The 21,680-nt window shown below is 55.3% G+C and carries 19 protein-coding genes; 18 read left to right on the top strand and 1 reads right to left on the bottom strand.

Annotation, left to right across the window (positions count from 1 at the left end):
- Position 1 precedes the first annotated feature (1 nt).
- On the bottom strand, positions 2-619 hold the full coding sequence (gene lptC / locus E6C51_RS19370; RefSeq protein WP_230987479.1) for an LPS export ABC transporter periplasmic protein LptC: 618 nt from the start codon (positions 617-619) through the stop codon (positions 2-4).
- Positions 620-1,072: 453 nt separating this feature from the next.
- Between lptC and E6C51_RS19365 the strand changes: the two genes are divergently transcribed.
- The 18 genes from E6C51_RS19365 to miaB all read left to right on the top strand — a co-directional run bounded on the left by E6C51_RS19365 (position 1,073) and on the right by miaB (position 21,656).
- Positions 1,073-1,384 (top strand): integration host factor subunit beta, encoded by a 312-nt coding sequence (locus E6C51_RS19365; protein ID WP_075639070.1) that lies wholly within the window; start codon positions 1,073-1,075, stop codon positions 1,382-1,384.
- Positions 1,385-1,513: 129 nt separating this feature from the next.
- Entirely contained in the window at positions 1,514-1,897 is a 384-nt protein-coding gene (locus tag E6C51_RS19360; RefSeq protein ID WP_230987478.1) for a DUF1049 domain-containing protein, read from the top strand.
- Positions 1,898-2,131: 234 nt separating this feature from the next.
- Positions 2,132-3,268 (top strand): class I SAM-dependent methyltransferase, encoded by a 1,137-nt coding sequence (locus tag E6C51_RS19355; protein WP_190237222.1) that lies wholly within the window; start codon positions 2,132-2,134, stop codon positions 3,266-3,268.
- Positions 3,265-4,140, top strand: coding sequence for a TrmH family RNA methyltransferase (locus E6C51_RS19350; protein ID WP_146932209.1), 876 nt, complete (start codon positions 3,265-3,267; stop codon positions 4,138-4,140). The genes E6C51_RS19355 and E6C51_RS19350 overlap by 4 nt, the downstream gene beginning before the upstream one ends.
- Positions 4,137-4,628 (top strand): signal peptidase II, encoded by a 492-nt coding sequence (lspA, locus tag E6C51_RS19345; RefSeq protein WP_146932207.1) that lies wholly within the window; start codon positions 4,137-4,139, stop codon positions 4,626-4,628. Before E6C51_RS19350 ends, lspA begins: the two co-directional genes overlap by 4 nt.
- A 110-nt stretch (positions 4,629-4,738) precedes the next feature.
- Positions 4,739-6,373 carry a hybrid sensor histidine kinase/response regulator gene (locus E6C51_RS19340; RefSeq protein WP_190237213.1) on the top strand — a complete coding sequence of 545 codons (1,635 nt, stop codon included), beginning with the start codon at positions 4,739-4,741 and terminating at the stop codon, positions 6,371-6,373.
- A 342-nt stretch (positions 6,374-6,715) separates the two neighbouring features.
- Positions 6,716-7,588: a GNAT family N-acetyltransferase gene (locus tag E6C51_RS19335; protein WP_146932203.1), complete on the top strand. Its 873-nt coding sequence runs from the start codon at positions 6,716-6,718 to the stop codon at positions 7,586-7,588.
- Between the two features lie 296 nt (positions 7,589-7,884).
- A complete protein-coding gene (mutS, locus tag E6C51_RS19330; RefSeq protein WP_190237221.1) occupies positions 7,885-10,569 on the top strand; it encodes a DNA mismatch repair protein MutS in 2,685 nt (894 codons plus the stop codon).
- Between the two features lie 224 nt (positions 10,570-10,793).
- Complete coding sequence (locus E6C51_RS19325) at positions 10,794-13,619, top strand: [protein-PII] uridylyltransferase (RefSeq protein ID WP_190237220.1); 2,826 nt, start codon at positions 10,794-10,796, stop codon at positions 13,617-13,619.
- A 1-nt stretch (position 13,620) separates the two neighbouring features.
- Positions 13,621-15,204 (top strand): murein biosynthesis integral membrane protein MurJ, encoded by a 1,584-nt coding sequence (gene murJ / locus E6C51_RS19320; protein ID WP_190237212.1) that lies wholly within the window; start codon positions 13,621-13,623, stop codon positions 15,202-15,204.
- Between the two features lie 80 nt (positions 15,205-15,284).
- Positions 15,285-16,349: a tryptophan--tRNA ligase gene (gene trpS / locus E6C51_RS19315; RefSeq protein WP_146932196.1), complete on the top strand. Its 1,065-nt coding sequence runs from the start codon at positions 15,285-15,287 to the stop codon at positions 16,347-16,349.
- A gap of 106 nt (positions 16,350-16,455) precedes the next feature.
- Complete coding sequence (locus tag E6C51_RS19310) at positions 16,456-16,947, top strand: universal stress protein (protein ID WP_146932194.1); 492 nt, start codon at positions 16,456-16,458, stop codon at positions 16,945-16,947.
- A gap of 150 nt (positions 16,948-17,097) precedes the next feature.
- On the top strand, positions 17,098-17,661 hold the full coding sequence (locus E6C51_RS19305) for a NifU family protein (protein ID WP_146932192.1): 564 nt from the start codon (positions 17,098-17,100) through the stop codon (positions 17,659-17,661).
- Positions 17,662-17,687: 26 nt separating this feature from the next.
- Complete coding sequence (gene tsaB, locus E6C51_RS19300; RefSeq protein WP_190237211.1) at positions 17,688-18,374, top strand: tRNA (adenosine(37)-N6)-threonylcarbamoyltransferase complex dimerization subunit type 1 TsaB; 687 nt, start codon at positions 17,688-17,690, stop codon at positions 18,372-18,374.
- The gene (locus tag E6C51_RS19295) at positions 18,367-18,864 is read left to right on the top strand and encodes a GNAT family N-acetyltransferase (protein WP_146932187.1); all 498 of its coding nucleotides are present in this window, start codon (positions 18,367-18,369) and stop codon (positions 18,862-18,864) included. Before tsaB ends, E6C51_RS19295 begins: the two co-directional genes overlap by 8 nt.
- Before the next feature lie 39 nt (positions 18,865-18,903).
- Positions 18,904-19,332 (top strand): Fur family transcriptional regulator, encoded by a 429-nt coding sequence (locus E6C51_RS19290; protein WP_146932185.1) that lies wholly within the window; start codon positions 18,904-18,906, stop codon positions 19,330-19,332.
- A gap of 88 nt (positions 19,333-19,420) precedes the next feature.
- Positions 19,421-20,158 (top strand): lysophospholipid acyltransferase family protein, encoded by a 738-nt coding sequence (locus tag E6C51_RS19285; protein ID WP_190237219.1) that lies wholly within the window; start codon positions 19,421-19,423, stop codon positions 20,156-20,158.
- Between the two features lie 64 nt (positions 20,159-20,222).
- The gene (miaB, locus tag E6C51_RS19280; protein WP_190237210.1) at positions 20,223-21,656 is read left to right on the top strand and encodes a tRNA (N6-isopentenyl adenosine(37)-C2)-methylthiotransferase MiaB; all 1,434 of its coding nucleotides are present in this window, start codon (positions 20,223-20,225) and stop codon (positions 21,654-21,656) included.
- Positions 21,657-21,680 lie beyond the last annotated feature (24 nt).

Genomic DNA, 21,680 nt, shown 5'->3' with positions numbered 1-21,680 from the left:
CTCAATTGCCCGGTTTTTTGAGGGTGGCTGGGTCAATGCTCAGTCGAACCCTGCCGTTAAATGTGATGTTTTGGCCTTTATCAGTCATATCCATGGACTGCGCAATAAGAGATGACGCTTTCATAATAATCGTCACCACCTGATCCGTCTTAAGCTTTCCCGCCTTCACGTCAAGATCACCCGATTGAAACATGGCGTCAACGCCACTGGACAGGTGAATCTGAAAGGGTTTCGTCAAGGTCATCTTGTCTGTTGCGCGGTCATAGGTGCCGCTCTTGGCCGTGATATCAGCGGATGCGCTCTCATTGACCGGCATTGTTGCGGTGATGTCTTCAAGCGTGATGAGATTGGGGTTTTTTATGTCCTGCAGGGCGCGCAGGGCCTTCATGGAATAGGGCGAGCCATTCGAGTTGAGACCGGCAATGGCGGGTCTGGACATCACCACTTTGCCATCCTCGATGTTGACGCCTTCGATCTTGATGTTTTCAGGCAGGTAGGTTTTGACAATTGATACCACCACAAAGCCCGCAGAAAGAAGCACGGCAAGCGCAGGAAGAACGATGCGCAGTCTGCGCACACGTTTTGAATGGCCAATCGCTTGATTATAAGGAGCGTCCATTGTTTGTTTTCTCACCTTTCGTGAGCCTGCGTCTACACGTTTTAGCATGTCCCAGAGTTCCGTCGATCGTGTGTCTGCCCGTTATTCGGGATCTGCTGTTTTCAATCTATGGCTAAATTATTAGGCAAGAGTGAACACGGCGCGTTACAGGCGCTGTGAATTCTTGACTGCCGCGAAATTTCTTATGCGTTGCAAATATGGATTTTTTCAAGTCTTTTACAAGCTTTGTTTTGACGATGACTGAAAATCATCACTATCGCGTCACGCCTTTGCCTGTTCTGAAGATTTTTTCCAGTGGCTTTGTTGTTTTGGGCTTAAGCGATTGATTATTCCAATTTTTTATGATGTTTTACGTCGTTGAGAGATTGGTAAGGCTGAGCGTCTGTGGCTTGCAACAGGCGTTGATGGCGAAAATGTTTGAATTCAACATCCTTTATTTTACAGGGGGTTATCGTGATTAAATCCGAGCTGGTGCAAATCGTTGCGGCCCGCAATCCGCATCTTTATCACCGCGACGTGGAAAACATCGTCAATGCTATTCTGGATGAGATCACCGATGCATTGTCCTCGGGGAATCGCGTTGAGCTGCGTGGTTTCGGAGCCTTCTCGGTGAAAAACCGCCCGGCGCGCACGGGTCGCAATCCGCGCACCGGTGAAACCGTGTTTGTTGAAGAAAAATGGGTTCCCTTCTTCAAAACCGGCAAGGAATTGCGCGAGCGCCTTAATCCTGGCATGGACGATGAAGAAGATGATGATGCCGATTGATCTGCCGGATCGACAGATCAGCAGTTTGGCTTGCATCCGGCAATGAATCTGTCGAGATTCGGGATGTCAATCTGGTGCGCCGTTCTGCGGCAGGGCCATGTTTGTTAAGGCGTGATCAGGAGAAACATGATGTTTAAGAAGCTCGTCAATATTGTCATTCTGGTGCCGCTGGCGATCATTCTGGTCGTTTTGTGTGTGGCGAACAGGCAATCTGTGACGCTGGCCTTGAACCCGTTTCGCCCTGAAGATCAGCTGTTGTCGACCTCGGCACCATTTTTTGTCTTTCTGCTGCTGGCTTTTCTGGTTGGCGCGCTGGTCGGCTCGGTTGCCACATGGTTCGGTCAGGCAAAGCACCGTAAGCGGGCTCGCACGGAAGCCATGGCTGCGGTAAAATGGCGCGGTGAAGCGGACCAGCAGAAGAAGCGCGCAGAGCAAATGGCGGCTTCAGCAACAAGTCACTCTTCTTCTGGCCCATCCTCCTCGGCGGGTTTGTCGCGATTGCCGTCCCATTAAGTTCTTGGCCATCCGGTTTTCGTTCGGCTCTGTTCGGCTCAGTCTGTCTTTTGTCGATGACCTCTTTTGCCGGTGGCCAAGGAATGCTATGGGCGCGCTGCATGCATCATTCCTGACCTTGGAATCGACAAAAGCAATGAGGCAATAGCCTGAAAAAACCGGAAAGCCGATCTGATCGTGAAAGACAAGTCCCGCCGCGCCGCGCCAAAGCGCTCCAGCACGTCCTCGCGCCCCATGCGCGCTGGCGAAAAGCCATTTCGCGGCGGTAAGCCTGATGCAGGCAAGTTTGATGCGAAAAAGGGGCCTGACGCAGGCAAGGGGAATCTATCAAAGCCCCCGAAAAAGGCCGCTGCTGCTGCTCCGCAACAGGCTGCGGATCATAAAAAGCCGTCGCCGGATAATCAGTCTGAAGCGGCATCTGCCGCCGCTGTTGTGCCGTTGGAGCTGCGTCAGGGCGCACTCCCGCGTGAGAAACTGCCGCTGATTCTCGAATCGCTCGGTGCTGGCGATTTTCACGTGATTGACAGTGGTCACGGTCTCAAGCTTGAGCAATACGGTCCCTATCGGATTGTACGTCCCGAGGCGCAGGCACTCTGGCCTCCGGCTTTGCCAGCCCATGTGTGGGACAAGGTCGACGCCATTTTCACCGGCGACACCGATGAGGATGGCATGGGGCGCTGGCGTTTTCCACGCGAAGCGCTGGGTGAGACATGGCCTTTGTCGCTTTTGGGTGTCGATTTTCTCGGCCGCTTCACCGCCTTTCGTCACGTTGGCGTCTTTCCGGAGCAGATTGCCCATTGGACATGGATGAAAGAAACCATAGAGCGGTCGGATCGTCCTTTGAAAGTGCTCAATCTGTTTGGCTACACGGGCGTTGCATCGCTGGTGGCCGCAGCCGCCGGAGCCGAGGTGACCCATGTGGACGCCTCGAAAAAGGCGATTGGCTGGGCGCGTGAAAACCAGACCTTGAGCCGTCTCGATCGTGCGCCGATCCGCTGGATCTGCGATGATGCGATGAAGTTTATTCAGCGTGAGGCGCGGCGCGGCCATCAATACGATATTATTCTGACCGATCCGCCAAAATTTGGCCGTGGGCCAAATGGTGAGGTGTGGCAATTGTTTGATCATCTGCCGACGATGCTGTCACTGTGCCGTGACATTCTCTCGCCCAAGGCGGCTGGTCTGGTGCTGACTGCCTATTCCATTCGCGCCAGCTTTTACGCCATTCATGAATTGATGCGCGAGACCATGCGCGGCAAGGGTGGATTGGTCGAATCGGGCGAGCTTGTGCTGCGTGAGGCAGGTCAGGACGGCAAAACGCCGGCGCGCGCCCTTTCAACATCGCTGTTTAGCAGATGGGTTCCCAAATGAGTGATGGTTTTAACGACGCTACCGCGCGTGGCAATGGCTCGGTGCGGGTTGGTCAGGTCAAGGAAGTGACCAGCCTTGCCAATCCGATTGTCAAAGACATTAAGGCGCTTTCGCAAAAGAAGACCCGCGACGAGACAAAAACCTTTCTGGCCGAAGGCCTGAAGCTGGTGATCGATGCCGCAGAACTTGGCTGGACCTTGCGCTATCTGATCTATTCCAAGGCCGCCAAGGGCAAGCCGCAGGTGGAGAAAATTGCGGCAAAGACCGTGGCGCAGGGTGGCATGGTGCTGGAAGTCAGCGAAAAGGTCATGGCGTCCATTACCCGCAAAGACAATCCGCAAATGGTGGCGGGCGTGTTTGATCAGCGCTGGAAAGCGTTGAAACATGTTGAGCTTGGTGAAGGCGAAACCTGGGTGGCACTGGATCGCGTGCGCGATCCCGGCAATCTCGGCACCATCATCCGCACCGCCGATGCGGCCGGGGCCTCTGGTGTGATGCTGATTGGCGATTGCACCGATCCCTTTGCCATGGAAACGGTGCGTGCCACCATGGGCTCGATTTTTGCGCTGCCTTTGGTCAAAACCACGGTGCCGGAATTTCTGGCCTGGAAGGCACAGGCCGGTGTCAATGTGGTTGCCACCCATCTGGCCGGTGCAAAGGATTATCGAACCGTGGATTACAAGCGCCGCCCGGTGGTGGTGCTGATGGGCAACGAGCAATCGGGCCTGCCGCAAGAGCTGGCCAGCAAGGCAGATAGCCTTGCGCGCATTCCGCAGGCCGGTCTGGCGGATTCTCTCAATCTGGCCATTGCCACCGGTGTCATGCTGTTTGAAGCGCGTCGCCATCTTCTGACTTTGGATGATGCGCAATGACCTCTCCTGCACCTTTGCTTTCACGCCCCGCGGTCGCCATTGGATTGATTGTGGCCCTGCTGTGCCTTGATCAGGCGATAAAATATGCCGTTGAAGTGATGCTGCCCATGCATGAGCTGGTGCCGGTCATTCCCATGCTCGGCCTGTATCGCACCCATAACCTCGGCGTAGCCTTTTCCATGCTGTCGCATCTCGATAGCTGGGTCATCATTGCTTTGCGTGTGGTGATCGTTGCTTTTGTCGCCTGGCTCTGGCGCAATACCCGCCCAGATCATCAATTTGCGCAAGTCGGCTATTGTCTCATTATCGCCGGGGCGTTTGGCAATATCATCGATCGTTTCACCTACGGCTATGTGGTGGACTATATTTTGTTTCACACTGAAACATGGTCCTTCGCCGTCTTTAATCTCGCAGACAGCCTGATCACGGTTGGCGCTGGCCTCATTCTTCTGCAAGAGCTATTGGTGGGGTTGCGCAGCAAACGGTGAAGCAAGGTTGTATTTTTGACCTTCCAGTGCAATGATATGCTTGATGCTGCTGTGAAAACCGATGAGAGGCGGGAGTTGCCGTCTCCTCGGATCAACCAAAGTGGGCGACGATGCACCTGAAGTTGCAGGAAAACCACTCGTCTTTAGCGAGTTCCGAGCTTGTCAGAACACGGCTTTTGGCAACCGTGAGCCATGAGATGCGCACGCCCCTCAATGGCATTCTCGGAATGGGACACCTTCTCGCCCGCACCGACCTTTCGCCCGAACAGCGCAACTATCTTTCCGGCATTGTGCAGGCAGGCGAAGCTCTGCAACAGCTTGTGGCCGATCTTCTGGATTACAGTGCCTTGGAAACCGGGCATTTCGAGCTGCATGCGCAAACCATTTCACCACGGCGCCTGATTGAAAGTGTGGTGGAGATGCTGGCCCCGCGCGCCCATGCCAAAGGCATTGAAATTGCCGCCTTTGCGGATGCCGATGTGCCTGAGGATATTCACATTGATGTGGCGCGTCTGCGTCAGGTTCTGTTTAACGTCATTGGTAACGCCGTCAAATTTACGGTTGAGGGCGGCGTTCTGGTGTCCTGCGCCTGCGATGGCGATGAACTGGTGGTGCTGGTGCGTGACACCGGGCCGGGCATGACCCCGGAAGAGCGCACCCGCCTGTTCGTTGAATTTTCGCAAGGCGGCGATCAGGTGCAGCGCAGCGGCGGCACGGGACTTGGCCTGTTTATCTCGCAACAATTGATGATTGCGCTCAAGGGTGCCTTGTCGATCACGGAGACGGCTCCGGGCCAGGGCTCGTGCTTTGAAATTCGTTTGCCCAATCGCTCTGTGTCTCGTGAGGCTGTTGCCCCAGCGCGGGCAGGCCTGCTCTGTGGTTCAACCGTGTTGTTGCTGGCTCCCAATGGTCCGTCTGCCCAGGCTGTTGAGCAGACGATCAAAGCGCTTGGAGGCACATGCTTTACTGCGGAAACGGCCGATGCGGCCGCCGCGCGCTTGCAGGCCATTGATGCTGCGGGCGGTGGCTTGACCGATGTGATTGTCGATCATCGGTGTATTTGTGATTATGATGCAGGGCTTGCGCCCTTGTTGTCCAGCGGACGCAAGGTGCGCCGGATTTATCTGGTCAATCCGGAAGAGCGCCCCTTAAGGCCGCTCACGGGCTTTGACGCCTGGCTTATTCGCCCCTTGCGCGAACAGACCTTGAGTGATGTGCTGCGCGGCTTGATGAGCGGCGTTGATGCCGCCCATGTTGGTCCCGCTCATGGTGATTCCGTCGGTGGTGAGGTGGGCCATCTGGCTCAGAAGACCGATGAGGTGGCGGGTATGCCGTCGGCCTCTTTGAATGTGCTGGTGGGCGAGGATGATTTCGTCAATGCCACCTTGCTGCGGGCCGTGTTGCAAAAGGCGGGGCATATTGTTGGGCAGGTCAGCGATTTTGATGCTCTGCGCCGTGAAGTTGCCGCCGATACGGGAGAGGCCATTGATCTGATCATCACTGATCTCGGCATGCCCGGCGGTGAAGGGGCATCGGTGATTCGCTATATCAGAATGATCGAGCAGCTAAAACAACGTAGCCGTCGTCCTGTTCTGGTTTTGACCGGGGATTTACGTGTCAGTGCGCGGGCGGAGGCGCTGGCCAGTGGTGCCGATCTGGTTTTGCAAAAACCGGTGAATCCTGAACGGTTGTTGAATGAGATTCAGTCGCTGATGACGCAGCATCGCGCCCGGCTTTCGCGATGAAAAGCCTTTTTCTAGAAGCCATGCCTTTTGAATAAGAGGTGCAGCAGATGGCTGCCTGTCGCATTCGCTTGAATTTTTCGCAAGTTGTGACAATAATTGATCGTAAGACAGGAATGTTGACACACAGTGTAAAGTTGATGGAGCAGGGCAGCGTGATATTGAAATTCAATCAGCGCTGAGGCATACCCCTAAAAATCAAAGGGATGCGTGTTTTTGATTCTTATGTTTCATGGAATTGTGATGTTAAGATGAGAAAGTCACGAATTGTGACGTTTTGTGTCAACATCTTGTCGTATATCCGTGTTTAACACCTCTTGTTTAATAGCGTCGGATGGACCCGCCATGACAGTCGAACTTCTTGATCGTCTCGAAGCCGCCAAGGCCAATCGTCTCGCAGGAGAAGTTGAGGGGCGTGAAAGCGATGTTTTTGGACGGTTAGGCACCCTTGAGGTGCGGCTTGCCCGAAATCCATCTGAGGTAAAAGCCTCTCAGGCCATGCGCTACCGGATTTTCGTTGAGGAAATGAAAGCGCGCTTGCCCAGTGAGGCCATGCGCCTGAAGCTTGATTTCGACGCCTTTGATGACATCTGCGATCATCTTCTGGTCTTGGATCGGTCGATTGAGGGTGATCCTGAAGACCAGATCGTTGGCACCTACCGTTTGCTGCGCCATGAAGTGGCGCTTGCCAACTCCGGTTTTTATTCTGCGTCAGAATTTTCCATCGAGGCCCTGCTGGAGCGCCATCCTGAAAAGCGCTTCATGGAGCTTGGTCGGTCCTGCGTACTTCCGGATTATCGCACCAAGCGCACGGTTGAGCTTTTGTGGCAGGGCAATTGGGCCTATTCGGTACGTCACAATATTGATGCGCTGTTTGGCTGCGCATCTTTTCCGGGCGTTCAGCCGGAAAAACATGCGCTGGCTCTGTCGTTTCTGGCGCAAAATGCTTCTGCGAAAGACGAGTGGGCTGTTTCCGCCCGGCCTGAGCTGTTCTGTGCGATGGATTTGATGCCGTCCGAAATCGTCGATGCCCGGCGCGCTGTCGCGTCCATGCCGCCCTTGGTCAAAGGCTATCTGCGCATTGGCGCGATGATTGGCACCGGTGCCGTTATAGACCACGCTTTCAACACCACTGATGTGCTGATTGTTCTGCCGCTCACCAGCCTGTCTGGCCGCTTCCTGAATTATTATGGTGCGTCTGGCCGGTTCTCGAGCTGACATTCCCGTTCAGGTCTTTTCACACAATCATAAGGGTCGCAGATCTTTGTGATGGCGGTGTGTGCGTTGATAAGTGAGCACCTGTGTTTACAGCGCCCTGCGCCATAGATGATGCACGGCGCTGTAGATGATGCACGGCGCAGTAAGCTTGTTGTGGGCAGGGCGGTTGCTTTTGCGTCACGTGGTTGTCAGCGGCCCGGCAATGCCGTTACTGTCCGCTCTACCATTCCATTGAAGCGAAATTTGAAGCCGTGACCATTACCAATGCTGCCGGACAAGATGTTTTGAACACTGCGATGCTGACATCAGAGGAAAGCCGTGCCACGGCAACGCCGATGATGGAACAGTATATCGAAATCAAGGCCAATAACCCCGGCTCCTTGCTGTTTTATCGCATGGGCGATTTCTATGAGCTGTTTTTTGAAGACGCGGTCGATGCCTCGCGCGCCCTTGGGATTACGCTGACCAAGCGCGGTCAGCACCTGGGTCATGATATTCCCATGTGTGGTGTGCCGGTGCATGCCGCCGATGATTATTTGCAAAAGCTGATTGCTCTGGGCTTTCGTGTGGCCGTGTGCGAGCAACAGGAAGATCCGGCCGAGGCCAAAAAGCGCGGCTCGAAATCGGTGGTCAAGCGCGGCGTGGTCCGGCTGGTGACACCCGGCACCCTCACTGAGGAAAAACTGCTCTCGCCCTCCGAGACCAATTATCTGATGGCGCTGGCCCGTGTGCGTGGCGGGGCGGAAGAACTGGCTTTGGCGTGGATTGATATTTCCACCGGCGTGTTTCGATTGGCTGAAACCAATGCCACCCGGTTGTTGGCCGATATTTTCCGCATTGATCCGCGTGAAGTGATTGTTGCCGACAATCTGATGCAGGACCCAGAGCTGAAGCCTGCATTCGACGTGCTGGGCCGCGTGGTGGTGCCGCAACCGGCGATCTTGTTTGACAGTGCCTCGGCAGAAGGTCGCATCACCCGCTATTTTGATGTGCAGACGCTGGATGGCTTTGGCAGTTTTTCAAGGCCTGAGCTTGCCGCCGCTGCCGCTGCCATTGCCTATGTCGAAAAAACCCAGATTTCCGAACGGCCACCGCTGGGCCTGCCCGAGCGGCAATCGTCTTCGTCAACGATGTTCATTGATGCGGCCACGCGCGGCAATCTGGAGCTGGTAAAAACCCTGTCTGGTCAGCGCGAAGGCTCGCTGCTCAACGCGCTTGATCGCACCATTACGGGCGGCGGTGCGCGGCTGATGGCAGAGCGGCTGATGTCGCCTTTGACAGACGTGGAAGTAATTGCAGACCGGCAGGATTCGGTTGCCTATTTCCTGACCGATAATTTCCTCACCGAGCGTTTGCGTGAGCTGTTGAAGCGCGCCCCGGATATGCCGCGCGCCTTGTCGCGGCTGGCGCTGGACCGGGGCGGTCCGCGTGATCTGGCCGCCATTCGACAAGGTCTGGTGACGGCTGCCGAGGCGGCAAGCCTCATGCGTGGCGCGATTTTGCCAACCGAACTTGCGAACGCCCTGACTGATCTAGAATTGCTATCACCCTCTTTGGAATATCTGCTCAGCTCCATGCTGGCCGATGAACTGCCGCTTTTAAAGCGCGACGGTGGTTTCTTGAAAGAAGGGGCCGATGAGGCGCTGGATGAAGTGCGCGCCCTTCGCGATCAATCGCGCCGGGTGATTGCTGGCTTGCAATTGCAATATTCCGAAGAAACCGGGGTAAAATCACTCAAGATCAAGCACAACAATGTGCTGGGCTATTTCATTGAGGTGACCGCCAACAATGCAGGCCCGCTGACAGAAGGCGAGGCAAAGGCCCGCTTTATCCATCGCCAATCCATGGCCAATGCCATGCGCTTCACCACCACCGAGCTTGCCGATCTGGAAAGCCGCATTGCCAATGCAGGCGGGCAGGCGCTGGAGATTGAATTGGCCGCTTTTGAGCGGATGCGTCTTGCCGTGGTGACTGAAGCCGATGCGATTAAAAAAGCAGCCAAGGCGCTCTCAGTCATGGATGTGGCGGCAGGCCTTGCCATTTTGGCCGAAGAGCAGGGCTATTGCCGCCCACTGGTCGATGACAGCCGGATGTTTGCCATTGTTGCCGGTCGCCATCCGGTGGTGGAGCAGGCATTGCGCAAGCAGGCGGCCAGCCCGTTTATTGCCAACAATTGTGATCTTTCGCCGAAATCCGGCCAAAAGGGCGGTGCCATCTGGATGCTGACCGGCCCGAATATGGGTGGTAAATCGACGTTTTTGCGCCAGAATGCGCTGATTGCGATTTTGGCGCAGATGGGCTCCTTTGTGCCAGCGGGTTCTGCCCATATCGGCATTGTTGATCGGCTGTTTTCGCGCGTGGGCGCATCGGATGATCTGGCCCGTGGCCGTTCGACCTTCATGGTCGAAATGGTGGAAACAGCGGCCATTCTCAATCAGGCCGGTGAGAAATCGCTGGTGATTCTCGACGAAATTGGCCGCGGCACTGCCACCTTTGACGGGCTTTCCATTGCTTGGGCAACGGTTGAGCATCTGCATGAGGTCAACCGCTGCCGCTCCTTGTTTGCCACGCATTTTCATGAGCTGACGGCACTATCCGAAAAACTTGATCGGCTCTCCAACGTCACCATGATGGTCAAGGAATGGCAAGGTGATGTGATTTTCCTCCATGAAGTGGGGCCGGGGGCAGCCGATCGTTCCTATGGCATTCAGGTGGCGCGTTTGGCAGGCCTGCCAGCGCTTGTGGTGGAGCGGGCGCGCAATGTGCTCAACCAGCTGGAAGAAACGGATCGTAAAAACCCGGCCAGCCAGTTGATTGATGATTTGCCACTGTTTCAGGCCACCATGCGGCGTGAAAGCGCACAAGTGCCTCACGTGTCTGTGGTGGAAGAATCCCTGCGCAAGCTCGATCTGGACGAGCTGACGCCAAGGCAGGCGATGGATGCGCTTTATGAGTTGAAGAAACAACTTGGCAAGTCTTGACTTGTAATACCAAGGTTCATTGAAAATGAGACTTGGTATTCCTTTTGCAAATATCTCAAGCTCCTGATGCATTTGAGATATTTGCAATTTTTTCAAGGCGAGGATGCGTTAGCATCTTCGATGCCTTGGTATAATATGTTGCTTGGCGCGCCCAAAAAGCGCTAAACCCGTTCTATTGAATAGCTGCTTGGAAATGAGTGGCTGCAAACACGATCCGGATGATGATGGCCAAGCACGATACACCTGACGCGACACTTCCCGATTTCAAAGCATTGGAAGCGGAGTGCATGTCGATTGTCCAAAAGACCGGCAAGGTGCTGGACAAGCGGGCAGCACTGCTGCCGCTTTTGAAAAAGGCGAGTGCGGACGGTCGCGAGGCAGCACGCCAACATCTGATTGCGAATGGCAGTGGCATTGCATGCGCTGAAATGATTTCAGACGTGCAAGACAAGCTGATCACGCTGGTGCATCGGATTGTGGTGGAAACGGTCTATGAAGGAACCGGATCAGAATTTGCTGTGGCAGCCGTTGGTGGTTATGGCCGCAGCACGCTGGCACCCGGCTCTGATATTGATCTGCTGTTTTTGCTGAGCGCAAAATCCTGCCCCAATGCCAATAAAGCCGTGGAGTTTCTGCTTTATATTCTGTGGGATCTCGGCTTCAAGGTGGGCCATGCCACCCGCACGGTGGAAGAATGCCTGCGTCTGTCGCGCACCGATATGACCATCCGCACCGCGATTTTGGAAACCCGGTTTATCTGTGGTGAAGTGCTTTTGGTCAGCGAGCTGCAAAAGCGCTTTGATAGCGAAGTGGTGGAAAAAACCGCCCATGAATTCATTGCCGCCAAGCTGGCCGAGCGCGATGAGCGCCACCGCAAGGCAGGCGACACCCGCTATCTGGTCGAGCCCAATGTCAAGGAAGGCAAGGGGGCGCTGCGCGATCTGCACACGCTGTTCTGGATTGCCAAATATTATTACCACATTTCTGATCCGGCAGAGCTGGTCAAGCTTGGCGTGTTGTCGCGTCAGGAATGGCGGATGTTTCAAAAGTCCGATGATTTCCTGTGGGCCGTGCGCTGCCACATGCATTTTGCCACCGGCAAGCCGGAAGAGCGCCTGTCATTCGATCTCCAGCCGGAAATTGCCCAAAACCTTGGCTATCATGCGCGCCCCGGCTTGTCTGCGGTCGAGCGCTTCATGAAGCATTACTTTCATGTGGCCAAAAACGTTGGCGATCTGACCCGCATCATCTGCGCAAGCCTTGAGGAAAAACAGGCCAAGGCCGCTCCGGGGCTGACGGCCGTGATTGGCCGCTTTGCCAATCGTCCGCGCCGCATTCCCGGCACACCTGAGTTTATTGAAGACAAGGGCCGTATTGCGCTGTCTGGGCCGGATGTGTTCACCCGTGATCCCATCAATATCATGCGGTTTTTCTATGTGGCGGATTTGCATGCGCTGGAATTGCATCCCGATGCGCTCAAGGCTGTCACCCGCTCCTTGCCGTTGATCAATGCCGATTTTCGTGAAAACGAAGAGGCAAATCGGCTGTTCTTGTCGATTCTCACCTCAAAGCGTGATCCGGCCTTGATGCTGATACGCCTCAATGAGGCGGGGGTTTTGGGCAAGTTCATCCCCGATTTTGGTCGTATTGTTTCGATGATGCAGTTCAACATGTATCATCACTATACCGTGGATGAGCATTTGATCCGCTCTGTCGGTGTGCTTGCCGAGATTGATCAGGGCAAGCATGATGAAATTCATCCGCTGGCGGTGAAATTAATGCCCAGCATCGAAGAGCGCACCGTGCTGTTTGTGGCGGTGCTGCTGCATGATGTTGCCAAAGGGCGGCAGGAAGATCACTCGATTGCCGGTGCCAAGGTGGCGCGCAAGCTGTGCCCACGGCTCGGCCTGAATGAAAAACAGACCGAACTGGTAGTCTGGCTGATCGAGCAGCATTTGTTGATGTCGATGGTGGCCCAGACCCGTGATTTGAACGATCGCAAGACCATCACCGATTTTGCCGAGAAAGTGCAATCGCTGGATCGGTTGCGCATGCTGTTGGTGTTGACGGTCTGCGATATTCGCGCCGTTGGCCCCGGCGTGTGGAACGGCTGGAAAGGCCAGTTGCTGCGCACGCTTTACTATGAAACCGAGCTTTTGCTCTCCGGCGGCTTTTCCGAGAGCCCACGAAAAGAACGGGCCAAATATGCCGCCGAGCAATTGGCAGCAAGCCTGTCTGGCTGGAGCCAGAAAGACCAGAAAACCTATACAAAGCTGCATTATCAGCCCTATCTTTTGACGGTATCGCTGGAAGATCAGGTGCGCCACGCCAATTTTATTCGTCAGGCCGATAAGGCAGGGCAAGTGCTGGCCACCATGGTGCGCAGCCATTCCTTCCATGCCATCACTGAAATCACCGTTCTGGCACCAGACCATCCGCGTCTTTTGTCAATCATTGCCGGAGCCTGTGCGGCAGCCGGGGCCAATATTGCCGATGCGCAGATTTTTACCACCACCGATGGACGCGCGCTGGACACCATTTTGATCAACCGCGAATTTGACATTGATGAAGATGAAATGCGGCGCGGCAACACCATCAGCAAGATGATCGAGGATGTGCTGGCGGGTAAAAAGCGTCTGCCGGAGGTGATTGCCACCCGCGCCAAGGCCAAGAAGAAAAGCAAGACCTTTACCGTCAAGCCGCATGTCACAATCGCCAACAGCCTGTCCAACAAATTCACTGTGGTGGAGGTGGAATGCCTCGACCGCATCGGTCTGTTGGCCGAGGTCACGGCGGCGTTTTCCGATCTGTCATTGGATATTCATTCGGCCCGCATCACCACCTTTGGCGAAAAAGTGATTGATACGTTTTACGTCACCGATCTGGTTGGTCAAAAAATTACCAATGAAAACCGTCAGGCCAGCATTGTGACCCGTCTCAAAGCGGTGATGAATGAGCAGTCTGATGATGCCAGAGGCAAAATGCCCTCAGGTGTTTTGCCGCCTGTGCCTGTAAAATCTCCATCGCCCCCAAAAAAGGCCCGCGCCTGACATGTCCCTTGTCAAAAAGTTTATGACGGTTGGTGGTGCCACGCTGGGCAGCCGACTTTTTGGTTTTGCCCGCGAAACGGCCATGGCCGCTGCCCTTGGCACCGGGCCGGTGGCCGACGTGTTTTACGCCGCCTTTCGTTTTCCCAATCTGTTTCGCAGGCTGTTTGCCGAAGGCGCGTTTAACGCCGCTTTTGTGCCGCTGTTTTCCAAAGAGATTGAAGAAAACGGGCTGGATGGGGCCAAGCGTTTTTCAGAGGAAGTGTTTGGCGTTCTGTTTTCGGTGCTGATGCTGATCACCATCGTCATGGAATTGTCCATGCCGCTCTTGGTGCGCTTCATTATTGCGCCGGGCTTTGTCGATGATGCCGATAAATTTTCGCTCACCGTGCGCCTTGCCGTGGTGATGTTTCCCTATCTGATGTGCATGTCGCTCACCGCCATGCTCAGCGGAATGCTCAATTCGCTGCATCATTTCTTTGCCGCCGCTGTGGCACCCATTTTTCTCAATGTGGTGATGATTTCGGCGCTGGTGTATGCGCTCTATCACGGTGCGGAGCCGGTGGATACCGCGTGGTATCTGTCATGGTCAGTGCTGGTGGCGGGTGTTTTGCAATTGCTCGTGGTCTATATTGGTGTGCGCCATGCTGGCATTCGCCTTGGCTTTCGCTGGCCGAAGTTTACGCCCAATGTGAAGCGTCTTCTGGTTTTGGCCGTGCCAGCCGCCATCACCGGCGGCGTTACCCAGATCAATCTGGTGATTGGTCAGGCCATTGCGTCGAGCAAGGATGGTGCTATTGCCGCCTTGCAATATGCGGACCGCATTTATCAACTGCCGCTTGGCGTGGTCGGTGTCGCCGTCGGCATCGTGCTTTTGCCAGAGCTGTCGCGGGCGCTCAAATCCGGTCATGAGCGGGAAGCCTCCAATATTCAAAACCGCTCGATTGAGTTTGTGCTGTTTTTGACCCTGCCTGCTGCCGTTGGTCTCTGGGTGTTGTCGAGCGACATTATCCGCGTGCTCTATGAGCGCGGCGCTTTTACCGCCCACAACACCGAGATTGTTGGTGGTATTTTGGCATGGTACGGCCTGGGCCTGCCCTTTTTCGTGATGATCAAGGCGCTGCAACCCGGTTTTTATGCGCGTGAAGACACCAAAGCCCCCATGCGCTTTACCGGCATTGCGGTGGTGGTCAATTCGGGCCTCTCCCTTGCCCTGTTTCCAATCCTGCAAGAGCGTGGCATTGCCATTGCCGAGGCCGCAGCCGGTGTTATCAACACGGTGTTGCTGTTTACCATGCTGCTCAAGCGCGGCCATTTGCAGCCGGATTGGCCCTTGGCGTTTCGCGCCTTGAGACTGTTGGCATCGGCTTTGGCCATGGGCGCTGTTTTGGTTCTGTTGTCCGGATATTTCGCGCCCTATCTGCAACCGGGAGCGCATTTTCTGCATAAAACAGTCGCCCTGTTTGCCCAGATTGCTTTGGCCATGGTGGTCTATTTCGGTCTGGCCTTTGCCACCGGCGGTGCCGATCTGGGCATGTTGCGCCGAAATTTGAAGCGCAAACCGAAAGCCAATAGACCAGAGACTTGATTGCGCTCTGGCAGCGGTTTAAGAGCCGATCAGTATCAATGAAGAGGTCAGGCCCTCCACAAGCCTGTTTGAGGTCGATCATGAGTGAATTCAAGCCGCTTGTTTTTTCCGGCGTTCAGCCAACCGGCAATCTGCATCTGGGCAATTACCTCGGTGCCATCCGCAAGTTTGTCGCCCTGCAAGAGAATAACGACTGCATCTATTGCGTGGTCGATCTGCACGCGCTGACAGCCCAGCTGGTGCATGAAGATATGCGCGGCCAGATCCGCTCGATTACGGCGGCTTTCTTGGCGGCAGGGATTGATCCGAAAAAGCACATTGTTTTCAATCAATCACAAGTGCCGCAACATGCGGAGCTGGCCTGGATTTTCAATTGCGTGGCGCGCATGGGCTGGATGAGCCGCATGACCCAGTTCAAGGACAAGGCTGGCAAGGACCGTGAGCAGGCATCGCTTGGTCTTTTCGCCTACCCAAGCCTGATGGCCGCCGACATTCTGGTTTATCGCGCCACCCACGTGCCGGTGGGTGATGACCAGAAGCAGCATCTTGAGCTGACCCGCGACATCGCCATGAAGTTCAATCTGGACTTTGCCGAGCAAATCCGCCCGACTGGTCTGGGTGTTGACATTTTGGTGGGCAATGAGCCCGTTCACGCCTATTTCCCAATGGTTGAGCCGATGATTGATGGCCCAGCCCCACGGGTGATGAGCCTGAAAGACGGCACCAAGAAAATGTCGAAGTCTGACCCGTCTGATCTGTCGCGCATCAATCTGATGGATGATTCGGAGACGATTTCGAAAAAAATCCGCAAGGCCAAGACTGATCCCGATGCCTTGCCAAGCGAAGTCGATGGCTTGAAGGGCCGCCCGGAAGCCGACAATCTGGTGGGCATTTATGCAGCGCTGGCCGATAAGACCAAGGCGGATGTTTTGGCCGAGTTCGGTGGTCAGCAATTCTCGGTGTTCAAGCCTGCGCTGGTCGATCTGGCGGTTTCTGTTTTGGCACCGATCACCGATGAGATGCGTCGCCTGGTGGCTGATCCGGGCCATATCGATGCGGTGCTGCGCGACGGTGGTGAGCGGGCGCGGACGCGGGCTGAAAAAACCATGATGGAAGTTCGCGACATTCTTGGCTTCGTGCGCTAAACTGCGCGCCTGACAATCAGGAATGACACTGAGGACGAAAGACCTCGGTGTCATTTCTCAAGGGTGTAGATCGCTGGAAACTCCGGCATGGCAAACAGGGGAAACCATGGTTTCAAAGCGTCTTTCACGTCTTGATGGGCACCGCCGAAAGTTTCTGGCGGTGATTGATGATACGCCAGAATGCTCACGGGCCGTGCATTATGCCGGTCGGCGCGCCAAAAATTCCAATGGTGGATTGGTTCTGCTTTACGTGATTCCGGAAGGGGATTTCCAGCAATGGCTGGGCGTTGAAGAAATCATGCGGGCCGAAGCGCGCGAGGCGGCAGAAGCGGTCATGGCAAAGTCCGCGCAGACGGTGCGCGAAACCATTGGCATTGAGCCTGAAATCGTCATTCGCGAAGGCAATGCTGCCGAGGAAATCCTCAGCGTGATTGAAGACGACCGCGATATTGCCATTCTCGTGCTGGCCGCTGGCTCGGCGAAAGATGGTCCGGGACCGCTGGTGTCGATGATTGCGGCGCGCACCCAAGCCTTTGCCATTCCCGTCACGGTTTTGCCGGACAATCTGACCAATGAAGAAATAGACGCACTGTGTTAGAATGCGCAGGTTAAAACGGGCATTTTGCTGAAACCTGTATTTTCAGCACAAGTTTTTTGAAACAGTGCTTGAAGCCTGCGCCTGTCAGGCTTATTTTGGAAGAATTCTAAAAGTGGACCGGCGCTTGTGCTGGTCTCGAAGGAGCCACCCATGTTCATCCAGACCGAATCCACACCCAATCCAGCCACATTGAAGTTTCTGCCCGGCAAGGTGGTTATGGAAAACGGCACGGCAGAGTTTCGGGATGCAGAGGCGGCGCAAGCCTCGCCTTTGGCGGCGCGCCTTTTTTCGGTGCCCGGCGTCACAAGCGTGTTTTTCGGCTATGATTTTATCACTGTGACCAAAGACAATGCCGAGTGGCCGCATCTGAAGCCCGCTATTCTTGGCTCGATCATGGAGCATTTCATGAGTGGTGCGCCGATCATGGGCAATGGCGGCGCAGGCCATGATGATGAGCCTGAAGGCGAATTTTTCGAAGAAGGTGACGAGACCATTGTTGCCACCATCAAGGAATTGCTGGAAACCCGCGTGCGCCCGGCTGTTGCCCAAGATGGCGGTGACATAACCTTCCGTGGCTTCCGTGATGGCAAAGTGTTTTTGAACATGAAGGGATCGTGCGCGGGCTGCCCATCATCGACCGCCACGCTCAAGCATGGTGTGCAGAATCTGCTGCGTCACTTCATTCCGGAAGTGCAGGAAGTCGAAGCAGTTTAAGGCGTTCAGCAGAATCGGATGCGAAGATGATCGTTCTTGCGATCGACACAGCAGGTGCGGCCTGCGCAACAGCCATTTATGACAGCAATCAGGATCGTATTCTGGCTGAGGTGACGGAGGTGATTGGCAAAGGCCACGCCGAGAAGCTGATGGTCATGGTGGATGACGTTTTAGCCAAAGCGGGCAAGACTTTACCGGATCTTCATCGCATTGCTGTTACCATAGGACCAGGGTCATTTACCGGCATTCGCGTCGGCCTTGCCGCAGCTCGTGGTTTGGCACTGGCACTGGGCATTGATTGTGTTGGCATCTCGACGCTGAGCGTTCTTGCATCAGCCTATCGAGAGGAAAAAGGGGACCGGAACGGGGAGGTTCTGGCTGCCATGGATGCCAAGCGCGATGAGGTCTATGTCCAGACCTTTGGTGCCGGTGGTGAGCCTATGGATGCGCCAGCTCTCGTCTCGGTCGATGATTTTCGACAGATGGTAGCAGGCGTGGGAGGAGTTGCAGGATCTGCACGTCATCTGCTGCCGCAGGGACATCAGGATCTTTTGCCAGAGGAGGGTGCAATGGATCGTTTTCCGATTGAGCATGTTGCAAGGCTTGGGGCGGTAGCCGAGGTCTCGGGCAAGCCAAAGCCGCTTTATTTGCGTGGGCCGGATGCCAAGCCGCAAACCGGCTTTGCCGTTGCAAGGGTCGACGCCCATGCTTGAGACGCTGTTTTCCAGAAAAGCGGAATTTGAAATCGTTGCCATGGACAGCGACGATTGCCACGATGTGGCCGAGCTGCACGCCATGCGGTTTGCGCGGCCTTGGAATGATGGCGAATTTGTCAGCCTGTTGCTCCAGCCCAACAGTTTTGGTTTTGTGGTGCGCCAGACCAATACGCTGATGTTCAAGCCGCAATTGAGCGGCTTTGTTTTGGCCCGTGAAGTGGCAGGCGAAGCCGAAATCCTCACCATTGCCGTGCATGAAAAGGCCGGTCGCTGTGGCCTCGGCTGGCGGTTGATGCAGGCGGCCATGCGTGAAGCGCGGGCTCGCGGCGGCGAAACCATGTTTTTGGAAGTGGACGATGGCAATCTTTCCGCCATCGGGCTTTACCGCAAACTGGGCTTTGCCAAAGTGGGTGAGCGTCCGGCTTATTACACCGATGCCAACGGCCATCGCAGCTCGGCGCTTGTCATGCAGCGTGATCTTCTTTAATTGGCTCATAGAGAGCTATGACGAGATTTTCAAAGCACCATGACTGAGACGACAAAATCGCTGGAAGACCTTTGCGCAGAGCGCGGCATGAGAATGACCGAGCAGCGCAAGATTATTGCCCGCATTTTGCAAGAATCCGAGGACCATCCAGACGTGGAGGAGCTTTATCATCGCTCTTCTGCGGTGGATTCGAAGATTTCGATTTCGACCGTCTATCGCACCGTCAAACTGTTTGAAGATGCAGGCATTATTGCACGGCACGATTTTCGCGATGGTCGCTCGCGCTATGAGACGGTGCCGGAAGAACATCATGACCACCTGATTGATTTGAAACACGGGGTGGTGATCGAGTTTCGCTCGCCCGAAATTGAGGCCTTGCAGGAGCAGATTGCCCGCGAGCATGGCTTTACCCTTGTTGATCACCGATTAGAGCTTTACGGCGTCCCTTTGAAAAAGGGCGAAGAATGATGATGACGCGCAGCCAGATGGGCCTGATGTGATTATCAAGATCAGGACGTATTTTTTCTTATCCCTGCTGGTGTTGGTCACTTTGGTCATGCTGCCCTTTCAATTGATCGGGCTGAAGTTTGACTTGAAGCTGCGCCGTGTTTTGCCACGCTATTGGCATCGCTTTGCCTGTCTGGTGCTGGGCCTGAAAGTGCGGGTGCATGGCAAGCCGGTTAGAGACCGGCCTTTGATGCTGGCCTCCAACCACACGTCGTGGTCCGATATTCTGGCGCTTAGCTCTATTGATGACATGGTGTTTATTGCCAAGACCGAAGTGGCCGACTGGCCAATTTTTGGCACGCTCGCCAAGCTGCAAAAGAGCGTCTTTGTGCGCCGCGAGGAAAAGCGCGCAACCGGCCATCAGGCCAATGACATTGCCGAGCGCATGGCCGATGGCGAGATTGTGGTGCTTTTTCCAGAAGGCACCACATCGGATGGCAATCGCCTGCTGCCGATCAAATCCTCGCTGTTTGGGGCGGCCTCCATGGCTTTGCCACTGGCACCGGAGGGTGTGGTCTATATTCAGCCGGTCGCCATTGCCTATACCGGCTATCATGGCATGCCCATGGGGCGTTACCACCGCTCGATTGTCAGCTGGCCCGGCGATGTAACACTGGTGCCGCACCTGATGGGCATCATGCGGGCCATGGCGCTGGAAGTGGACATTTGTTTTGGCGAGCCGATAGAATATCGTGCCGACTCCAATCGCAAGCAGGTGAGCGCCAAGGTGGAGGCCGAAATTCGCCGTATGCTGGCCTCGAAACTGCTTGGTCGTGAGATTGAATAGCGCTTCAAAGCGGTTTTGCTATTTTTCGGTTTAATCTGGACGCAAAAAGCACTAAAGAGCGGCCATGACCCAAGAGATCCAAAGCTCCATTCCCTCGGCAGAGCCGAGCACTGTCACGATTGAACCCGGCCCCCATGCGTTGCCGGGCGATAATGCGCGCAAAGTGTTCATCAAGACCTATGGCTGTCAGATGAATGTGTATGACAGTACCCGCATGGCGGATGCATTGTCGGCGGATGGCTATGTGCAGACCGAGAATGTGGAAGAGGCAAGCCTTGTGCTTCTCAACACCTGTCATATTCGCGAAAAGGCTGCGGATAAGGTCTATTCCGCGCTGGGTCGTTTGCGCGAGATGAAAAAGCTGCGCCATGCCAAGGGCGAGGAATTCATGATTGGCGTTGCGGGCTGTGTGGCGCAGGCCGAAGGGGCTGAGATTGTTCGGCGTGAGCCGGGTGTGGATGTGGTGCTGGGTCCGCAAACCTATCACCGCCTGCCACAGGCGTTGAAACAGGCGCGCACCGGTAAGCGGGTGGTGGACACCGAATATGCGGTGGAAGATAAATTCGAGCATCTGCCCGATCCCACCAAGACCCCCGGCCGCAAACGCGCCGTCACCGCGTTTTTGACCGTGCAGGAAGGCTGCGACAAGTTCTGCACCTTCTGCGTGGTGCCTTACACCCGTGGCTCGGAAGTGTCGCGGCCTCTCTCGCAACTGATCACCGAGGCCAAGCGTCTGGTTGATAGCGGCGTGCGCGAGATCACGCTTCTGGGCCAAAACGTCAATGCGTGGCATGGCGAAGGCCCTGATGGCAAAGAGATGGGCTTGGGCGACCTGCTCTATAAGCTGGCCGAGATCGACGGCTTGGCCCGGCTGCGCTACACCACCAGTCACCCGCGCGATATGGATGACCGGCTGATCGAGGCGCATCGCGATTTGCGTATGCTGATGCCGTACTTGCATCTGCCGGTGCAGGCGGGCTCGGATCGTATTCTCAAAGCCATGAACCGTCGCCACAAGGCGGCTGACTATATTGCCCTGATTGAGCGCATCCGGCAGGCCCGTCCGGACATCGCATTGTCGGGTGATTTTATCGTCGGTTTCCCCGGCGAGACCGATGCCGACTTCGAAGACACCATGAAACTGGTGGAAACCATCGGCTATGCACAGGCTTTTTCGTTCAAATATTCATCGCGTCCGGGCACGCCCGGTGCCGATCTGCCAGACCATGTGGCCGAGGATGTGAAGACGGAGCGCCTGGCACGACTTCAGGAATTGCTGTTAAAACAACAGCATGACTTTGCAAGGTCTTTGGTTGGCAAGACCATTGATCTTTTGTTGGAAAAGCCGGGTCGTATGCCGGGGCAAATTATTGGCCGTTCGCCCTGGCTCCAATCTGTAAATGTTGATGCAAAAACATCGCAGATAGGTGACATTATTCAGGTACGAATCACGGATGTCGGCCCAAACAGCTTGTTTGCCGAGGTGGCAGGGAGTTAGAGTGGGGGCCTCATCTCAGATCAA

The sequence above is a fragment of the Gillisella terrae genome (genome assembly GCF_004801395.1).
GTDB lineage: Bacteria > Pseudomonadota > Alphaproteobacteria > Rhizobiales > Rhizobiaceae > Allorhizobium > Allorhizobium terrae.
Note: the sequence above shows the minus strand (reverse complement) of the source record. Positions and strands in the feature narration are given on the sequence as shown.